Source organism: Streptomyces sp. NPDC104226 (assembly GCF_055584085.1).
In genome coordinates this window covers 167,342-186,468 of record NZ_JBVJMS010000001.1, presented here as the reverse complement: position 1 = coordinate 186,468, position 19,127 = coordinate 167,342, and the positions used below count along the sequence as shown (strand labels likewise).

Below are 19,127 nucleotides of genomic sequence, written 5' to 3'. Positions count from 1 at the left end.
CGACCGACATGAGTGATCCGCGGGGATGAGCGCGGAATTAAGGCTCATACGACAAATGCGTATTTCGTGGAATACGCCCCGCAATTCCAAAAATGTTCAATATCGACCATTATTGTGTGCCGGTGATCTCGGTAAAGGGTTTCAGCTTGGAGGGGCCGGAGGGCCCCGTTTTCGGTCCCGTCGACGCAGAGATCGGAAAAGGTCAGCTCATCGCCGTGGTCGGACCGGGAGGCTCCGGCAGATCGAGTCTGCTCATGGCCCTGGCGGGCAGGCTGCGGGGCGGCAGCGGAGAGGGCCCGGAGCACGGGGTGCGCGAGGTCGCCTCCCTGGCCCGGATCACCGGCGTGGTGGAGACCGAGGAGTACCGCAAGGTGGGCCAACTCCTACGGGACCAGGGCCTGAGCGGCACGCTCCCCGGTGACCAGGGCCGGCGCTACGGCGAACTGTCCGCGGCGGACCGGCTGCGGGTCGACGTGCGCCTGGCCCTGGCCTCCGGCGCCGATGCGGTCTTCGTGGACGACGTCGACGACGGCCTGGTGCCCACGGAACTGCGACGGGCCTGGGCCTACCTGCGCGAGGTGGCCGACTCGGGCGTGGCCGTCGTGGCGAGCGCCTGCGCGGCCCCGCCCGTCGTGGACGGGGTGATCGACCTCGGGCGGGGGGCGGCCGGATGAGCGCACTGCGCCTCGCCGCGGTCGAGCTCGCCCGCTTCACGACCGGACCCCTGGTGCGCCGCCTGGTCCCCCTGGCCCTGGTCCTGCTGCCGACGCTCTACGGCGGGCTGTACCTGTGGTCCAACTGGGACCCGTACGGCAGGCTGAAGGACGTACCGGTGGCGGTGGTGAACCTGGACGAACCGGTGACGGCCCTGGGCAAGACCGTGGACGCGGGGAACAAGTTCGTCGAGGAACTGACCCAGGACCACACCCTGGGCTGGCGTTTCGTCAGCGAGGACGAGGCGCGGCGCGGGCTCGACGACGGGACGTACTACTTCATCGTGACCGTGCCCCGGGACTTCAGCGCGGCCCTGGCCAGCCCGCTGTCCCTGGAGCCCCGCCGGGCCCACCTCACCTTCACCCTCAACGACCAGCGCGGGTTCACCATCGGCAAGATGGGGGAGTCCGCCGAGCCGGAGCTGCAGCGGCGCGTCAACTCGGCGGCCTTCGCGGCCTACACCCAGGGCGTACTGGGGAAGCTGCCGGAGCTGCACGATCAGATGGCGAAGGCGGCGGACGGAGCGGCGAAACTGTCCAAGGGAACGGGTACCGCGGTCGGCGGGGCCCAGAAGCTCGCCGACGGGATCACCCAGCTCTCGGACGGCTCGAAGACCCTGGCCGACGGTGCCGGGCAGGTCGCCGACGGCACGCAGAAGCTGGTCGACGCCGTCGACGAGGCCGAGGCGGCCTTCGAGGGGGAGGTCGCGCACATCGCCTCCGCCGTACGGGAAGGAGCGGGAGCGGCGTCCTCGGCCGTGGACGTGCTGACCCTGATGGCGGACAAGGCCGTGGCGGACACCCAGGCCGTACTGACGACGGTGAAGCAGCTGTGCGCCGGCGACCCGGGGCCCGTCTGCCGGGAGGCTGTCGCCGCGGCGACCGCCGCGCACCGGATCACCGTGCGGATCTCGAACGACCTGCACGCCCTGCAGAGGCTGCTCGACAAGGCCGCCACCGTGCCGCCGACGCTCGACGCGCTGGCGAAACTGCTCGTCACGGGCGAACGCACCGTGCTCGGCATCGCCGACGACCTCACCCGGGCCACCAGCAAGGCCGCCAGGGTGGCCGACGCGGTCCACCGGCACGTCAAGCAACGCTGCGCTGGAGACCCGGGACCGGTGTGCACCGGACTCGTGGCGCTGACGAAGGACGTGAAGTCCGCGGCCGACCGGCTGAACAGGGCCCAGCACCGGATCGAGGCCTCGGTACGGCGCCTCGCGGCCATTGTGGACCAGGCCGCCGCCCGCCTCGCGGAGCTGCCGGACACCATCGCCGAGGCCAAGTCGCAGGTGCAGCTCCTCAACGACGGGGCGCATCAGGTCGCGGACGGGGCGAACCTCCTCCGGGACAACCTCGGCACGGCGCAGAACGGCGCGAACGAACTCTCCTCCGGCCTGGTCAAGCTCAAGACGGGCGCGAACGAACTGGCGGACGGCCTCGACGCGGGAGTGAAGAAGATCCCGACGATCCGTCCGGATCTGCGCGCCAAGATGGCCGACGTCCTGTCCAACCCGGTGGAGATCCGCACCGACGTCGAGAACCCGGCCCGCGTCAACGGCCGCGGTCTCGCCCCCTTCTTCTTCGGCATCGCCCTGTGGGTCCTCGGCCTGCTCGGCTACCAGATCCTGGGAACCTTCAACGCCAGGGCACTGGCCGGAAGCCTGCCCGCGGCGACCGTGGCCCTCGGGGGCTGGCTGCCGATCATGGCCGTCGGAACCCTCGCGGTCGCGGTCCTGTACCTGTCGGTGGACCTCGGCCTCGGGCTCGACCCGCTGCACCCCGTGCACACGATCGGCATCATGCTGCTGGCGGCGGGGGCGTTCACGGCGATCTCCTACGCGCTCCGGGCCGCCCTCGGCGTGGTCGGCGGCCTGCTCTCGCTCGTCCTGCTGATGCTCCAGCTGACCTCGGGAGGCGGTACGTACCCGGTCCTGACCGCCTCACAGCCCTTCAAGTTCCTGCACCCGGTGCTGCCGATGTCCTACCTCATCGACGGCCTGCGCGTGTCGATCTCGGGCGGCCGCGAACAGGACTACTGGTTCGACGTGATGGTGCTGACGTGTTTCCTCGCGGGGGCGCTCGCCCTGGCCGTCCTCATCGCCCACCGCCGGCGCACCTGGACCTTCGCCCGGGTGAAACCCGCCCTCGAGATGTAGCGCCCCGACACGACGCGCCCGCCGTCCGCCACGAGGAGGGGCGGCCGGCGGGCGCGTCGGGCGGTGCTACTTGGGGCAGGTGTCCTGCGTGACCTTGCCGCCCGAGTCGGAGGCCGTGGACGGGTCCATCGACAGGCACTTGCCCGTCCAGTTGTTGATGAACGTGTAGGCCTGCCGCGACCCGGCCGCGGTGTCGACCTTGGTCGGGATGATGTTCCACAACTGGCTACCCGAGAACCAGCGGCCCTCGCAGTCCCACCAGAACAGCTGGGTTCCGGCGCCCGGCGGGGTGCCGTTGTTGTACGGAACGGTCAGGCACTTGCCGTTGCTCGCCTTGATCCAGAAATGGCCCTTGCCGTCGTACGAGGGCGTCACGGCTTCCCACTGGTGACTGCTGGGCGCACTCGACTGGCAGGCGCGCTGGGTGACCAGCCCGCCGGTCTTGGAGCTGTCGAACTCGGGACCCCGCACCATGCAGCGGTTGTACCGGCTGTTCACGTAGGTCTTGTCGGCGTTGACAAGCCAGACGGCCCGGTCTCCGTTGACGGCATTGTGCGCGATGATCGCGTTCACCAGGCCCCAGCCGGGGAAGTCCGACATGACGATGCCGACCCGGCCGACCGTGCTGTCGAGGTGCTTCATGAGCTGGTAGTTGATGCCCGCGATGTCCGTGGTGACACCGCCCTGGACGGACCGGTAGCCCCCGGCGTAGTTCGCCGGGTTCTGGCCGAAAGGGGAGGTGGAGGCGGAGGAGTACGTCAGGTACACGTCGCTGCGGCTGCCGGTGAACGCCTTGTTGACGTTGTCCTTGACGTGGCCCCACTTCTCCGGAACGGTCGGCGCCGACCAGGTGTCCTCCTTGTGGAGGTTGAAGCCCTTGATCCCGTAGGCGTCGCTCTCCACCCCGTCGAAGCTGCCGAGGACCAGCTTGCCGCGGGCCTGCCCCAGCGTGGGAACGTCCACCCGGCCGCCTCCCGAAGCGGAGGCGCCGTAGAACAGTCCGGGGTACTTCGCCGCGTAGGAGGCGAAGATGGACCGGACCTTCTCCGCGGTCACCGTCGTCGGATCGTTCCTGCAGTCGACGAGGGACGGCTTCTCGTAGGGGCACTCGGCCGCCAGCCGCATCACGACGGTCTCCGTCGGGTGCGCCGTGAGGAACGACCGTGTCTTGGACAGGACGTCGTCGAAATTGGCCTGCTGGTAGAAGGCGCTGTGATGGACCGCGAAGTACTGGTTCTCGGTGACGCGGACCCGGATGTCGATCGCCCGGATGCCCCGGTCCAGTTGCGCCCTGAGCGTGTCCGCGCTGTCGCCGTAGTCCTCCTGCGTCTGCACGTCGGCGCCCCCGTGGAGGGCGAGCGTGTCGTGCGTGCCCGGGATCGACATCGCCGACAGCGGGGTGTCGTTCGCGAGGCCCCACATCCACTCGGCCCGGTCCGCCTGCCCGAGGTTGCGGTAGGCGTCCGCGTTGGTCGACCCGGCCGCTCCGGCGGCGGCAGGCGTCATCAGTGCCGCGCCCAGCGCGAGGCAGACCGTCATCAAACGGGCCAGCGGGCGGGACCGCCGGCGCGGTCCGGCGCCGACGGTGTGGGGGGTCGTGCGGGGCATGGAACTCCAGTCCTGATGCGGGGGGATGCGTAGAACGGCGCAAGCACGCTCCGGAAGGTCCGGGTGCCGCCTGCCCTCGTGGGTAAAGCCAAGCCGACGGGACGAGCCCCGACCAGGAAGTTCCACCCGCAAAACTGTGTGCCGCCTACTTTTGCGGGTGGGGGTTCGGCGCTGCTGCGGGGCCTGCACGAAGCGGCCGCCGCGGAACTGGAACACCTCGCGAGCCTGGGCCGCCCCCACCCGGCCTCCACGGCAGACGATCCGAGCCCCGCCGCACCACCGGACTCCGCCGCGCGCAACGGCGCTCCCGATCGGCTGCCCCGCGCACCGCGGCTTCCACGGGCGGACGGCGGAACTCGCCGAGCTGTCGCACGCGGCCACGGGCGAGGCGCCCGTCTGCCTGGCCGTCGGGCCGGCCGACGTCGGCAAGACGGCCCTTATGCTGCACTGGGCCCACCAGGAGCGGTCAGCATTCCCCGACGGGCTGCTCTGCGCGGCTTCGGCGACACGGGCGAGCCGAGCCCCACAGCTCCCGCCGGAAACGGCCCGGCAGTTCGCCCATCTCGGCCGCCACTCCGGCACGCACGTGGACCGCCATGCGGCCGCGGCCCTGGCGGGCACGCACCCGTCAGCCGCCGAGACCGCCCTGGAGCGGCTGACGGGTGCGCACCTCGTCACGGAGACGGCCTCCGGCCGATGGAGGATGCACGACCTTGTGCGGCTCTACGCACGCACCCCCGACACAGGTCCCGACGCCGACCCGCACGGCGAGTTGCGCCTGCTGAACGTGCTCGGCTGGGTCCTCACCGAAGAAGGCCGCATCCCGGAGGCGCTCACGCACCTGGAGACCGCCTCCCTGCTCGCCTCCCGGGGAGGGGACGCGGTGGCCGAGGCGAACGCCCTGATCGTCCTGGGCGTCGCGCAGCGCGGCTCGGCTCCCCGGACGAGGCCGCGGAGGGATGCGAGCGGGCGTGGGAGCTGGCGCGCAAGGCCGGCGACTGAAGCCCTGGCCTGCGACGGGAATCCGGGGACGGTCGATGTGCCCCGGATCCGGCTGCTCATGGTCCGGGGAGAGGCGCTGCCGGGGCTCGGGGACCGGGCAGGGGGCATCGCGCAACTCGACCCGGCGGCCCGCGAGGCGGAGTCCTCCGGCTACGAGGACGGCGCGGTACGGGCGCTCGGAGCACTGCTGCGCGTACCGACGGACACGGAACACCAGGCACGGTACGAGGCGGCGGTCGCACGCCTCACGACGCGGACCTGACCCTCCTCCGGCCTGCCGTTGATACATGGCTGAGCGTCTTCCCGATGCGCCCCTGATGACCGGGGCGCATAGCTTCCGAAGGCCGCCTCGGTTCCCACGGGCCGCGGCAGTCCCAGCCGGAAACCCCGTGTCCCGAAAGGCCTCCTCGCCGATGCGCATGCCCCTGCCCTCCCCGCGCCGCCGCGTCCTCTCCCTGGCAGCCGTCGCAGCGCTGACCCTGGGGGCCGCCTCGTGCGGCAGTCCCGAGCCGGAGCCCGAAGTCGTAGGCTCGGCCCAGGTCTCCGTACAGGCCGGAACGGCCCACTCGTCCCGGCTGACCTACGACTTCGGTGACACCGCCTACGCGCCACCCGGCCTGGGCGACGGCAAGCGTACGGAGCTGAAGGCCGCCGTGACCTACCCGAGCGAGCTGGGTACCGGCAAGCACCCCCTGGTGATGCTGCTCCACGGCTGGGCCGACACCTGCGCGGCGGGCGACGAACCGGTCCGCGGCAAGGGCTGGCCGTGCGGCAAGGGAGCCGAGCCGGTCGACAACTACCTGGGCTACTCGTACCTCGCCGACGCACTGGCCGAGAAGGGCTACGTCGTGGTGTCGGTGGCGGCCAACGGCATCCAGGCCCAGGAGAAGGACCAGGGCCACGTCGCGCGCGCGGCCCTGCTGGACAAGCACCTGGAGATGTGGAAGCAGCTTTCCGACGGTGAGGGGCCATTGAGCGAGCTGAAGCAGTTCACGGGCCACGTGGACCTGGACCGCGTCGGCACGCTCGGGCACTCGCGCGGCGGCGGCGGGGTCCTCGCCCAGGCCCTGGACGGCCACCGGCTCCCGGCCGGCGTGCACATCCGCGCCACGATGGCCCTCGCGCCGGCCATGAACGGCATCGACCCCGGCAAGGACCACATCACCCGCGTCCCCCTCTCCCTCGTGGCCGGAACCTGCGACGCCATGTGGGAGGACAGCAAGGTGCCCGTCGCGATGGCCGCCGGAAACCCGGACGTCGAGCATCACGACGTGCCCGGTGGCAACCACAACTTCTTCAACACGGTCTGGACACCGGGTACCGGGCCGGCCTTCGCCACCGACGACGTCGCCGTGGAGAACCGCAACCGCCCCGGAGGTCGATGCGAGAGCACGAACGGGACGGGCACCGTCCAGCAGCTCATCCCCACCGCGCAACGCGAGACCGCGATCCGCTACGCAACCGAGTTCTTCGGCAAGCACCTGGGCTAGGGCCTGTCGCCGGACCCGTCGTCGAACCTGTCGTCGAACTGCCGAACGGCCGCCCTTCGGGTGAGGAGCGGCCTTTGGCGACTCCGAACCAGGCGTACGGTAAGGGTGCAGATGCCCCTTTCCTCCCTCCTTGGTCCGCTCGCCGCTGCCGGGGGAGCGGTGGCGGGGCCGTGCAGGACCGCCCGCCGCACCGGGGGTGTCCTTCGGCGTCCCGTCGCCCTTCGGCTGGGGATCCGACCGGTTTTCGAGAGGGAAGAGGTTGCGCCTTGTCTGCTGCTGATCCGGCCCGTGCGGGCCGGTGGGGAAGGCCGCTGCGGGCCCGCCTGGCCGGCGGCCCCGCCCCGGCCCCGGTCACGGTCCCGGGCGTACTGACCGCGGAACGGACCTGGATGCGCGAGCTGGCCAGGACGCTGTGCGAGCTCGGCGTGGAACTCCTGCGCGCGGGCAAGCGCACCGCTTCGGTGGAGACGGACCTGGCCGAAGTGGCCGCCTGCTACGGAATGCTGGCGCGCAGCTTCGTCGTCCCCACCGGCCTGTTCGTCCGCGTGGAACCCCTGACGGCGCAGACGGAAGGCGAGCTCGACTTCGCGCTGTTGAGCGGCGGGGACCTGAGGCTCGACCAGGCCCAGGCCCTGGAGAACCTGATGGCCCGCCTGCGCGAGGAGGCAATGCCCCTCGCCCGGGTGCGCACCGCGCTGGAGGACATGCGCTCGATGCCGCAGAGTCTGAGCCCGGCAGTGGCGGTCTCCGGCTACGTCGTGGCCACCGTCGGCCTGGGCATGCTCTTCCACCCGACGGCGCCTGCCCTGGCCGGATACGCGGCACTCGGCCTGCTCATCGGCCTCCTCCGGGTGCTCATCCCGCGCCACATGCCGTTCCTGGCCCCGGCGCTGCCCCTGCTCTCCGGCGCCCTGGCCGCGGGTCTGGCCCAGGCCTTCGCGGGCCCGCTGCTCCACGAACAGCCCCAGTACCTGTTCATCGCGCCGCTCGTCGGATTCCTCCCCGGCGCCGCCCTGTCCATGGGCCCCATCGAGCTGTCGCTGGGCTACACCCTGTCCGGCGTCTCACGGCTGGCCGGCGCACTCAACGTGCTGCTGCTCCTCGCGGTCGGCATCCTCGTCGGCGTCCAGGCCGTCGACGCCCGTCCCGCGACGGGGCCGCCACCGCACCTCATGGGCGGGTGGGCGGGCTGGGCGGGGGCGGTCCTCTTCCTCGTCGGCTTCGTCCTCTACTTCTCCACACCCCTGCGCGCCCTGCCCTGGATGGTCGGAGCCCTGCTCCTGGCCCGCGCCGTCCAGACCGCGGGTGAGGCCGTGGGCGGCCTGGCCCTGGGCGCTTTCGCCGCCGGCATGCTGCTGCCCCCCATGGCCGCATGGATCCAGCGCCACCACCGCATCCCGGAGCTGCTCGTCTTCCTGCCCTGCTACTGGGTCCTGGTGCCCGGTGCCGGCAGCCTGCAGGGGCTCTCCGAACTCCTCACCCGGCAGAACGCCTCCAGCTTGGGCCTCCTGGTCAACGCCCTGGTCACCCTCGTCGCCATCGGTCTCGGCATCCTGGCCGGCGCCCGCCTGGGCGCCCGCCCCCGCATCCACCTCGGCCCTCCGGCCGAGCCCCCCACCCCCACCCCAACTCCCACCCCCACGCCGACGTCCGGGGAGAACTGACCCGGCCGCCGGTCCGGCTCTTGCGGATCGAGTATTCCCATGTGTTTGAGGATCTCCCCTCAGTGCTATGAGGGAGAAGGTCCTGTTTGGTCGCCAATACGCGGATCGACGTGCGCACATAAAACGCGGATACATAAGCCGCAGTTCAATCATCGGAATGTCGGACCGCGGGAGCGAAATGGTTGCCTCAGGCTAATTTGCGCAGGGTGGATGCAAGGCGTACAACGGAAGACGGCCCCGAAGGGATTCCATCGGGAATCGCCGGCCGGGCAAACCGGCCGGTATTCCGGAGCCGTGAACCACCTCTGAGAGTGGAGCAATTCCGTGCAAGAGTCAGGCGCTCAAGTCCCGTCCGATCGGGAGCTGCTCGACAGCAGTATCGTGATCGACGGCTGCGCACCGGTTCTGATGCAGGACCTGAGGGAGTGGAAGCGCTTCTACGAGAACGGCGTGACGACGATCCTCGGTACGGTCACCACGGCCGACGACATGCCGGGGACGATGGCGGCCCTGTCGAAGTTCCACCGGCTGATCGAGTCGAACCCCGACAAGCTCCTCCTGGTCGAATCCGCCGAGGACATCCTCCAAGCCAAGCGGAGCAACCGCCTGGGCATTTCCCTGCAGTTCCAGAACGCCCGACCCCTGGGCCGCGACGTCGGCTTGGTCGAGCTGTACCGCCGACTCGGGGTCAAGACGATCCAGCTGACGTACAACTACCGCAACAACCTCGGCGACGGCTGTCTGGAGCCCGCGAACAGCGGCCTGTCGAAGTTCGGCCGCGAGGCGATCCGCGCCATGAACGACCGGGACATCCTGGTCGACCTCTCCCACACCGGCGAGCGCACCACCCTCGAAGCGATGGAGCACTCGAACCGCCCGGACGTCTTCACCCACGCCAACTCCCGGGTGATCCGCGACCACCCCCGCAACCTGACCGACGAGCAGATCCGGGCCGCGGCCGACAAGGGCGGAGTGGTCGGCCTCTGCGCATTCCCCGACTTCATCTCCGACAACCCGAATCCGACCGTCGCCGACCTGATGCCCCACCTGGAACACATGGTCGACGTAGCGGGAATCGACCACGTCTCACTCGGCACCGACTTCTTCTTCGGATCGTCCTGGGCGGAATACGTGGAACTCGGCAACTGGGGTCGCGACGAATACCCGCCGCCGCCCTGGAACTACCCCCTCGACGGAACGAACACCATCGAGCTCGTCACCGCGCTACGAGGCCGTGGATTCACCCCCGAGGACATCAAGAAGATTCTCGGCGAAAACCTCATGCGGGTGTTCGGAAAGGTCTGGTAGCGGTCGGCCGGGTTTCAACCCGCCTGAGCCTCTCGTCACCCCGCCCCGGACCAGTGCCGGCGTGATCGAAAACCCTCCAGACCCGAAGGATCGCCGTCCCATGGCATGGTTCGACTCGCTCAAGGCGTCGGTCCGCTCCGGCCTCATCGTCCGGCGGGTCCGTCTGGACCCCCCGACGGCCCTGCGGGCCGGCCTCGGGCTGGCACTGGCCGGCGGCACGGCGTGGTGGCTGTTCGGCGTCGGCGCGGCCTCCATGGCCGCGCTCGGCGCCTTCCTCACCGGCATCGCCGTCTGTCTGCGCGGCTGGCGGCCCCGGCCCTTCTACCCGACGGTCTGCGCCCTCGGCCTGGGGCTGACCACCTTCCTGGGCTTCCTCACCGGCGCCCACCCGGCCCTGTTCCTGCCCCTCCTGGGCGCATGGACCTTCCTGGCGGGCCTGGCCTGGGCCTTCGGCCCGAACGCGGGCAGCATCGCCGTGATGAACGTGGTGATGATGGTCGCCACCGTGCCCCTGCCCACCGCGATGTCCACGAGCCTCGGCCAAGCGGCGCTGGCCCTCGGCGGCGGTCTGATGCCCGCGCTGATGGTCGTACTCTTCCCGGTCCGCAGGTGGGCCCCGCATCGCGACGCGCTCGCGGACGCCCTGGCAGCCGAGGCGGACTACGCCCGCCGGCTGCGTGACGACCCGGCCGCCCCCTTCGACCCGCGGCCCTTCGTCCTGGCCCGCGATGCCGCCACGGGCCTCAGCCCCTTCCAAGCCCGCTGCCGACCCGCCGAACTCCACGGACCGCGAGCGCTGGCCGAGCGCCTGCGCCCGGTCCTGGCCTCCCTCGCCGACCCCACCCTCACGACGGCCGCCGTCAGCAGGGAAGAGGCCCGCACCCTGCTCGCCACGGCGGCCGGAGTCCTGGACGCCGCCGCCCTCGCGGTCCGCCGGGGGCGGCCCGTCCTCCTGCCCGCAACCCACACGGTGTTCGGCGAGGTGGAGGACGGGATGCCCTCCTCCGCGGCCGCCCCCGCCGTCCGCCTCGGAGCCCTGCTGTGCGAGGTGGTCGAGGCCGTGGACCCCGTCACCCGCGGGTGCACGGAGCCCCGTGTACCGCTCGCCCGGCCGCGCGCCGCCGAGCTGTCGGCCGACGTACGGCGCCGGCTGGGCCCGCACCTGCACGCCGGTTCACCCGTCCTGCGCCACGCGATCCGCACCACCGTCGTGGTCGTGGCGGGCTGTCTCCTGGGGCACGCGCTGCCGCTGGGGCACGCCTACTGGGTCCCGATGGTCGCCGTCCTGATCATGCGCCCGGACTTCTCGCAGACCTACAGCCGAGCCGTCTCCCGCCTCGGCGGGGCCCTGTGCGGAGTCGGGGCGGGCATTGCCCTCACCCAACTCGTGCACCCACGGCCCGTCCTGGCCGGGGTCCTGGCGGCCGTCTGCGCGACGCTGGTGTTCCTCCTCATGAACTCCGGCTACCTCGTCGCCCAGACCTTCGGCTGCTGCTACGTCGTCCTCACCCTCGGCATGGCGGGCGAGCCCTGGACCCGCGCCGCCCCCGAACGCCTCACCCTCACCCTCGTCGGCGGCGCCCTCGCCATGCTGTCCTACGCCCTCTACCCGGCCTGGGAAACCCCCGGCCTGCGGCTGCGCCTCGCCGACTGGCTCCACGCCGACCTCGGCTACGCAGCCGCCGTCCTGGCACGCTGCGCCGACCCCACCGACACCGCCGACCGGGAACTGCGCCAGGCCCTCCTCGCCGCCCGCACGGCCCGGATGGCCTGGCAGGAGGCCGTGCTGCGCGCCGGGAACGAACCGGTACGCCCCGGTGGACTCCCGCACGCGGCGGAGGCCGAGGCCCAGCAGGCGCTGGCCGAAGTCGCCCGGGTGGCCCTCCTCCTGGAGGCCCACCTCCCCAACACCCCGCAGGCCACCGTGCCGGGGGCCGCGCCGCTGGCCACGGCCCTGCGCGACTCCGCCGAACGGGCGGCGCAGGCAGTGCGCGAGCAGCGCGTCCCCGACTGGCAGCCGTTCAGCGACGCCCTCGACGCCTTCGCGGCCGAACACCTCCACGCGATGCCCGTGCAGCACGCCGGACACCTCCTGCTCGCCCCGCTCCGCAGGCTCAGCGAGGCCCTCGCGGCCGGCCCCGACGCGGTTCTCCGCTAGGCCGTCTCTTCGGACCGGGATCCGCGGCAGGAGCGGTCGGGACGGGAGGTCCCGGTGGAACTCCTACTGGTGGGGTACGTGGTTCAGCCGCGGACCCCGGGAGCGGCGATGGCCGGCCGGGCCCTGACGCCGGCGGCGGCCGGGGAAGGGGTTGCGCCGTGCGGGGACGCTGGGAGCAAGGGCCAGGAGGGCAATGACCGCGAGGGCCAGGACGAGGATGATCACCGTGATGAGCGTCATGATTCCGCCTTCCGTCGGGTTCCGACTTCCTGTAACTACTTGGTGTGACCGGAATCCGGGCTCATAAACACGATGGGTGACATTTATCGGCCGGTTGATCCCTCCGACACTTGGATCCGCCCTCCCGCCGAGCCCCGCTACTCGTGGGTTCTGCACACCCCGACGGTGACATCGGAGACTGTCGCCGCCTCCGCTCCGCGTGACACGGTCGTTACCGCCACCGACCGAGGGAGCAGGAGTGAACAAGGGGTACGCAGCCTTCTGCGACGCCGACCGCTGGTTCTACGACGCCCCGTACCGGCGCGCCGGCGAGAGCTATCCGCAGGCCCTCGCTCCCGTACCGGCGGGGTGGCGCTCGCACCGGAGCGGAGACTGGCTGGCCCTGCGGCCGGCCGACACCGAACTGCCCGCACAGGGCTGGAAGATCCACGTGTCGGCCACCCTCGACAACGCCGAGTCCCTGCTGGCGAAGGTGTACGACTACTGCACCGCCCGGGACATCGCCTTCAAGTTCATACCGGGCCGCTACCTGCTGCACCTGCGCAACGCCAAGTACGCCGACCGCGCCGGCAGCGGAAAGTTCATCACGGTGTACCCGGCCGACGAGACGCAGTGCCACCGGATCGCGCAGGACCTCGACACCGCGCTGGAGGGAGCGGCGGGCCCGTACATCCTCAGCGACCTGCGCTGGGGCGCCGGGCCGGTCCACCTGCGCTACGGCAGCTTCACCCTGCGGCACTGCTACGACGAACACGGCGCACTGGTCCCGGCGATCGAGGCCCCGGACGGAAGTCTCGTACCGGACCCGCGCGGCCCGTCCTTCCAGCCGCCCGCATGGCTCGAACTGCCTGAGTTCCTGCGCCCCCACCTGGAGGCGCGCTCCGCGCTCACCCTGGCCGGCGTCCCCTACACGGTGGAGCGGGCCCTGCACTTCTCCAACGGCGGCGGCGTCTACGCCGGCAAGGACACCCGCACCGGTGCGCCGGTCGTGCTCAAGGAGGCCCGGCCGTACGCCGGGCTCGCCGCCGACGGAGCCGACGCCGTGACCCGGCTGCACCGCGAACAGGCCGCGCTGGAAAGGCTGTCGGACCTGGACTGCGTCCCCACCGTGCACGGCACCTTCACGGTCGGCGACCACCACTTCCTGGTCATGGAACACCTCGAGGGCAAGCCGCTCAACACCTACTTCGCCCGCCGACACCCCCTGATCGAGGCGGATCCCGACCCCGCGGAACTCGCCGCCTACACCGAGTGGGCCCTGACCATCCACCGGAAGGTCACGCGGGCCATCGAAGCGGTACACGCCCGCGGCGTGGTCTTCAACGACCTCCACCTCTTCAACATCATGGTGTCGGAGGACGAGACCGGCGAACCCTCCGTGGCACTCCTGGACTTCGAAGCCGCCGCGCACGTCGACGAGGGCCTGCGGCAGACCGTCGCCAACCCGGCCTTCGTCGCCCCGGCCGACCGGCGCGGGTTCTCCGTCGACCGGTACGCCCTCGCGTGCCTGCGGCTCGCCCTGTTCCTGCCGCTGACCAGCCTGCTCGTCCTGGACCGGGCCAAGGCGGTGCACCTGGCGGCCGTCGCCGCCGAACAGTTCCCCGTACCGCGCCGGTTCCTCGACGAAGCCGTCGAGGAGATCCTCGCCGGGAGCGTCCCCGAGGGCGCGCCGAGCGGACGGGCCACCCCGCCCGACGGGCACTACCTGCCCGTCGAGCCCGGGCAATGGCCGGCCGCCCGTACCTCCATGACCGCTGCGGTGCGTGCGAGCGCCACCCCGGACCGCGAGGACCGCCTGGTCCCGGGAGACATCGCGCAGTTCGCGGCCGCCGGGGGAGGAGTCGGCTTCGGCTACGGCATCGCCGGAGTGCTGTACGCCCTCTCCGAGACCGGCGCCGGACCCTGGCCCGAGGCCGAGCAATGGCTCCTCGACCGCACCGCCGACCCGGAGTCCGGCACCCCGCTCGGCTTCTACGACGGCCTGGCCGGCACCGCCTGGACCCTGAACCGGCTCGGACACCACGATCGGGCCCTCTCCCTCGCCGAGCGACTGCTGCACCAGCCCTGGCAGAGCGCGGGCCCCGACCTGCACGGCGGGCTCGCCGGCATCGGTCTGGCCCTGGACGCCCTCGGTGCGGCGAGCGGCGAACGCGAACTGCACACCGCCGCCCTGCGCTGCGCCGACCTGCTGGCCCGGCCGGAGCACCGGCCCGCCCGCGCCGGACTCCTGTACGGCAACTCCGGGGCGGCCCTGCTCTTCGTCCGGCTGTACGAACGCACGGGCGACAAAGAACTCCTGGCCCAGGCCGCCCAGGCGCTCCACCGAGACCTGGACCGCTGCGTCACCAGCGCCTTCGGCACCCTCCAGGTGGACGAGGGTCGGCGCACGATGCCGTACCTCGGCGAAGGCAGTGTCGGCATCGGGATGGTGCTCGACGACTGGCTGGAGCACGGCTCCGACGAGCGGTTCGAACAGTCCCGGCGCGAGATCGTACGGGCGGCGCAGGCGACCTTCTACGCCCAGCCCGGGCTGATGCGCGGCGCCGCCGGGATGATCCTGCACCTGGCCCGGACCACCACACCCGGCCCGGGCAGCGGGCCGGACGCGATCGCCCGCCAGATCGACGCACTGGCCCGGCACGCGGTGCCGTACCAGGGGCACCTGGCCTTCCCCGGCGAGCAGATGATGCGCCTGTCCATGGACCTCGTCACGGGCACGGCCGGCGCTCTCCTCGCCCTCGGCAGCGCCGCGCCCGGCGGGCGCGCGCACCTGCCGTTCCTCCCGCCCCCGCGCACGCGCGCGGCGGCCCCAGAGCCGGTCCCGTCCGGGACCGTGACCCATCGCACCACTCGACAGAAGAAGAGGAACCGACATGACGCTTCTTGACCTGCAGTCGATGGAGACCCCGAAGGAAGAGACCACCGAGCTGCACGGCGGTGGCGGGGGCGGCAGCCGCGCCAGCCTGCTGCTCTGCGGCGACAGCAGCCTCAGCATCACGACCTGTAACTGACCCAGGTCGCCTCGGGCCCGGGTGCTTCGGCACCCGGGCCCGGGCCCGCACCACATCACTGGAGGAACGCGCCGATGAGCCCCCCCGACGAGGCGGCCGACACGGCGCAGGCGCGGTTGCGGCCCGAGACGGACGCCCGGACGCAGACACAGGCTGAGGCCCGCGTCGCCGACAGGGCGCTCGTGGCCGCGGCCCGCCACAGCGGCGGGCGCACCGCCGCCGTCCTCGGCTGCGCGCTCGCCGCCGCCGCGGCGGCCGTGGCCGAGCCCGCCGTCCTCGGACATGCTCTCGACCTGCTGCTGCGCCAGGACCCCGCCGGTTCCCGCTGGGCGCTGTGGTGCGCCGCCCTCATCATGGCGGAGGTGTTGCTCGATGCCGCCGCCGTCCGGCTGGGCGGAGCCGTCGACGGCCGTTCCACCGCCCGGCTGCGCAGGCTCGGGCTGGCCCGACTCCTGGGGACGGCCCCGCACCACGCGGCCCGCCACACACCCGGTGAGACCGCCGCCCGACTGACCGCGCACACGGCCGAGGCGGGCAAGGTCCCGGCCGCCGCCGCCCACGCCGTCGTCGCGCTGCTGCCCCCGCTCGGCGCCCTCACCGCGCTCTTCCTGATCGACCTGTGGACCGCCCTGGCCTTCCTCGCGGGCGTGCCCCTGCTCCTGCTCCTCCTGCGGACCTTCACCCGCTCCACCCTGGGCAGTGTCGCCCGCTACCAGCAGGTGCAGCTCGCGACCGCCGGCCGCCTCGTCGAAGCACTGACCGGAGCGCGCACCATCGCCGCCGCCGGCACCGCGGACCGCGAGCGCGCCCGCATCCTGGCGCAGCTGCCCGAACTCGGCGCCGAGGGCAGGCGCATGTGGCAGGTCTACGGAGGCACGACGGCCCGGTCCGCGACCTTGATGCCGATGCTCCTGTACGCGGTCCTCGCGGTCGGCGGCATCCGGCTGTCGGCCGGAGCCATCGGCGTCGGCGAACTCCTCGCCGCCATGCGGTACGCGGGCCTCGCGGCCGGAATCGGCGCGGTGACCGGCGTCCTGGCCGCCCTCGTCCGGGGACGCGCCGCGGCCCGCCGGACCGCCGCCCTCCTGACCCTGCCGCCCTTCGAGTACGGCCGGGCCGAACTTCCGCAGGACGGCCCCGGCACCCTGCACCTGTGCGGAGTCCAGGTCCTGCGCGGCGGAACCGCGGTCCTGCGCGACATCGACCTGGTCGTCCCCGGCGGCAGCACGGTGGCCGTGGTCGGCCGCTCCGGAGCGGGCAAGACGCTGTTCGCCGCCGTGGCCGGCCGGCTCACCGACCCCGACGCGGGCCGGGTCCTGCTGGACGGCGTGCCCCTGCCCGAGCTGACGGCCGAAGAGCTGCGCCGGGAGGTCGGGTACGCCTTCGACCGGCCCGTGCTGCTCGGGGACACGATCGGCGACGCGATCGGCTTCGGCGCGGATCGGGGCGCCGGTCCGCCGGAGGTCCGTGCCGCGGCCCGGGCCGCCCGCGCCGACACCTTCGTACGGCGCCTGCCCCACGGCTACGACACGCCCCTTTCCGATGCCCCGATGTCCGGGGGCGAGTTCCAACGCCTCGGACTGGCGCGGGCGTTCCGCGGTGCGGGGCGCCTCCTCGTCCTCGACGACGCCACGTCCAGCCTCGACACCGTCACGGCCCGCGAGGTCGAGCGGGCACTCGCCCACGAGGTCCGGCCCGGAACCAGGATCGTGATCGCCCACCGGCTCTCGTCCGCGATCCACGCCGACCTCGTCGTGTGGCTGGACGACGGACGGGTCCGGGCGAGCGGCACGCACGGCGAGCTGTGGCGGCGCGAACCCGACTACCGGGCGGTGTTCGCCACCGAAGCGGACGCCGACCGGGCACCGGCCGGCACCCAAGAGGTCGCCCCGTGACCGGGGGCGAGCCGAAGGGCGGGAGCGAGCCGAAGGGCGGGACCGGGCAGGCGACCGAGTCCGAGACCTGGCGACGGCTGGCCCCCGAGGGCCGACGGTTCCTGCGCGGACGGAAGGGGGCAGTGGGCAGGCTGGCCGCATGGTCGCTCCTGGAGTCGGCGCACACGTTCCTCGGCGGCTACGGCGTGGCCCGCGCCCTCGACGACGGCTTCCTCGCCGGCGACACCGGCACCGGTCTCGCATGGCTCGGCGCGGCCGGAGCGGGAGCCCTGCTCGGCGGTGTCGCGCTGCGCGGGGTGTTCACCGGACTCGCCGACCTCGTGGAACCACTGCGGGACGGCCTGGTCCGGCGCGCGGTGCGCCACGCCCTGGACCGCGCGCTCACCGACCCGGCGCGCGCCCCCGGAGCGGGCGCGGTGTCCCGGCTCACGCAGCAGACGGAGATGGCCAGGGACTCCTTCGCCGGACTGGTCCTCACCACACGCTCGTTCGTGTTCACCGCCGTGGGCGCCGTCGCGGGCATGGCGGCGCTGGACCCGGTACTGCTGATGATCGTGCTGCCGCCCCTGCTGCTGGGCGCGGTCGCCTTCCTGGCCACGCTCCGCCCCATGGCATCCGTACAGCGCCGCTCCCTGGACACCGACGAGACCCTGTCGGACCGGGTGGCCACGCTGGGGGACGGGCTGCGCGACATCGTGGCCTGCGGCGGGCAGACGGCAGCCGGGGCCCGGGTCGAGCCGTTGATCGCCGTCCAGGAGCGGCTGGCGGGCAGGCTCGCACACTGGGGAGCCCTGCGCACCCTGGCCCTGGGCGCGGCCGGCCGGCTCCCCGTCGTCGCCCTGCTCGTGGCGACGCCCTGGCTGCTCCGCCGCGGGGTCACCGCGGGCACCCTGGCCGGCGGTCTCGCGTACCTGATGCAGGCGCTGCTGCCCGCCCTCGACTCCCTCATGACGGCACTGGGTTCCGCCGGTACCCGGCTGCTGGTGGTCCTCGACCGCTTCACCGAGCCGCCACCGCCGATCCCGCCCCCGGCGGCGGATGCGGACGCCGCCACCGACCCGGCGACGAGGCCCGTACGGCAGGTGAAGCCCGCGCGGCCCGACCTGCCGCACCCGCGCACCACCCCGGCGGCCGAGCTCCGGGGCGTCACCTTCGCCTACGGCCCGGGAGCACTGCCCGTCCTCGACTCCCTCGACCTGGTCGTGCGGCCGGGGGAGCACCTGGCCGTGGTCGGGCCGAGCGGCATCGGCAAGTCCACGCTCACCGCACTGCTCGCCGGGATGCTGGCACCCGACGCGGGCACGGTCCTCGTCGACGGTGAGGCTGCCCGCCGGGAACGTGCCGCCCGGATTCCGGACCCGCGGCGGACCCTGCTGCCGCAGCAGGCCTACGTGTTCACCGGAACCGTCCGGGAGAACCTGTCCCACCTGTCCGTGAGCCCGGACGGTACGCCACCCGGGGACGAGCTGCTCCGCGGTGCCATCGGCGCCCTGGGACTGGAAGACCTCGTCGAACGGCTGGGCGGCCTGGACGGCGAGGTGTCCCCCCGACTGCTGTCCCAGGGAGAGTGCCAGCACCTCGCGCTGGCAGCCGCCTACCTCTCACCGGCTCCGCTGCTGCTGCTGGACGAGGCCACGTGCCACCTCGACCCCCGTACGGAGGAGCGCGCCGAGCGGGCCCTCGCCGACCGCTCCGGCACCCTCGTCGTCGTGGCCCACCGCGTCTCGTCCGCGGCCCGGGCCGACCGGGTCCTCGTCCTCGACGGGACCCGAGCCGTGTGCGGCACGCACGAGGAACTCCCCGCGGTCTCGGCGATGTACCGCGATCTGGTGGGCAGTTGGGACCGCGCTACGGAGGTGTGACGCGGCCCGCCGCGCGG

Annotated in this window: 13 protein-coding genes; 11 read left to right on the top strand and 2 right to left on the bottom strand. The window is 72.5% G+C overall.

Features of this window, described 5'->3' with window-relative positions; genetic code table 11:
* Positions 1-92 precede the first annotated feature (92 nt).
* Both ACZ60J_RS00890 and ACZ60J_RS00885 read left to right on the top strand, forming a co-directional pair.
* Positions 93-674 (top strand): ATP-binding cassette domain-containing protein, encoded by a 582-nt coding sequence (locus tag ACZ60J_RS00890; RefSeq protein ID WP_469677753.1) that lies wholly within the window; start codon positions 93-95, stop codon positions 672-674.
* Positions 671-2,872, top strand: coding sequence for a YhgE/Pip family protein (locus tag ACZ60J_RS00885; RefSeq protein WP_469677751.1), 2,202 nt, complete (start codon positions 671-673; stop codon positions 2,870-2,872). Before ACZ60J_RS00890 ends, ACZ60J_RS00885 begins: the two co-directional genes overlap by 4 nt.
* Before the next feature lie 66 nt (positions 2,873-2,938).
* Here the strand turns inward: ACZ60J_RS00885 and ACZ60J_RS00880 are convergent, their stop codons facing one another.
* Positions 2,939-4,480, bottom strand: coding sequence for a phosphatidylinositol-specific phospholipase C domain-containing protein (locus tag ACZ60J_RS00880; RefSeq protein ID WP_469677749.1), 1,542 nt, complete (start codon positions 4,478-4,480; stop codon positions 2,939-2,941).
* A 157-nt stretch (positions 4,481-4,637) separates the two neighbouring features.
* Between ACZ60J_RS00880 and ACZ60J_RS00875 the strand changes: the two genes are divergently transcribed.
* The 5 genes from ACZ60J_RS00875 to ACZ60J_RS00855 all read left to right on the top strand — a co-directional run bounded on the left by ACZ60J_RS00875 (position 4,638) and on the right by ACZ60J_RS00855 (position 12,102).
* A complete protein-coding gene (locus ACZ60J_RS00875) occupies positions 4,638-5,744 on the top strand; it encodes a hypothetical protein (RefSeq protein WP_469677747.1) in 1,107 nt (368 codons plus the stop codon).
* Positions 5,745-5,871: 127 nt separating this feature from the next.
* Positions 5,872-6,972, top strand: a complete 1,101-nt coding sequence (locus ACZ60J_RS00870) for an alpha/beta hydrolase family protein (protein ID WP_469677745.1) — start codon at positions 5,872-5,874, stop codon at positions 6,970-6,972.
* A 266-nt stretch (positions 6,973-7,238) separates the two neighbouring features.
* A complete protein-coding gene (locus ACZ60J_RS00865; protein WP_469677743.1) occupies positions 7,239-8,636 on the top strand; it encodes a threonine/serine exporter family protein in 1,398 nt (465 codons plus the stop codon).
* A gap of 324 nt (positions 8,637-8,960) precedes the next feature.
* Positions 8,961-9,944 (top strand): dipeptidase, encoded by a 984-nt coding sequence (locus ACZ60J_RS00860; protein WP_469677741.1) that lies wholly within the window; start codon positions 8,961-8,963, stop codon positions 9,942-9,944.
* A gap of 100 nt (positions 9,945-10,044) precedes the next feature.
* Positions 10,045-12,102, top strand: a complete 2,058-nt coding sequence (locus ACZ60J_RS00855) for an FUSC family protein (RefSeq protein ID WP_469677739.1) — start codon at positions 10,045-10,047, stop codon at positions 12,100-12,102.
* Between the two features lie 63 nt (positions 12,103-12,165).
* Here ACZ60J_RS00855 and ACZ60J_RS00850 read toward each other — a convergent pair whose 3' ends face one another.
* The gene (locus ACZ60J_RS00850) at positions 12,166-12,342 is read right to left on the bottom strand and encodes a hypothetical protein (protein WP_469677737.1); all 177 of its coding nucleotides are present in this window, start codon (positions 12,340-12,342) and stop codon (positions 12,166-12,168) included.
* 238 nt (positions 12,343-12,580) lie between these two features.
* On the opposite strand from ACZ60J_RS00850, the gene lanKC reads away from it, so the two are divergent.
* The 4 genes from lanKC (at position 12,581) to ACZ60J_RS00830 (ending at position 19,110) form a co-directional block, all read left to right on the top strand.
* Positions 12,581-15,229: a class III lanthionine synthetase LanKC gene (gene lanKC / locus ACZ60J_RS00845; protein WP_469677735.1), complete on the top strand. Its 2,649-nt coding sequence runs from the start codon at positions 12,581-12,583 to the stop codon at positions 15,227-15,229.
* Positions 15,216-15,353 carry a SapB/AmfS family lanthipeptide gene (locus ACZ60J_RS00840; RefSeq protein ID WP_112449185.1) on the top strand — a complete coding sequence of 46 codons (138 nt, stop codon included), beginning with the start codon at positions 15,216-15,218 and terminating at the stop codon, positions 15,351-15,353. Before lanKC ends, ACZ60J_RS00840 begins: the two co-directional genes overlap by 14 nt.
* A 74-nt stretch (positions 15,354-15,427) precedes the next feature.
* Positions 15,428-17,248 (top strand): ATP-binding cassette domain-containing protein, encoded by a 1,821-nt coding sequence (locus ACZ60J_RS00835; RefSeq protein ID WP_469677733.1) that lies wholly within the window; start codon positions 15,428-15,430, stop codon positions 17,246-17,248.
* Positions 17,245-19,110 (top strand): ATP-binding cassette domain-containing protein, encoded by a 1,866-nt coding sequence (locus ACZ60J_RS00830; RefSeq protein WP_469677731.1) that lies wholly within the window; start codon positions 17,245-17,247, stop codon positions 19,108-19,110. Before ACZ60J_RS00835 ends, ACZ60J_RS00830 begins: the two co-directional genes overlap by 4 nt.
* Positions 19,111-19,127 lie beyond the last annotated feature (17 nt).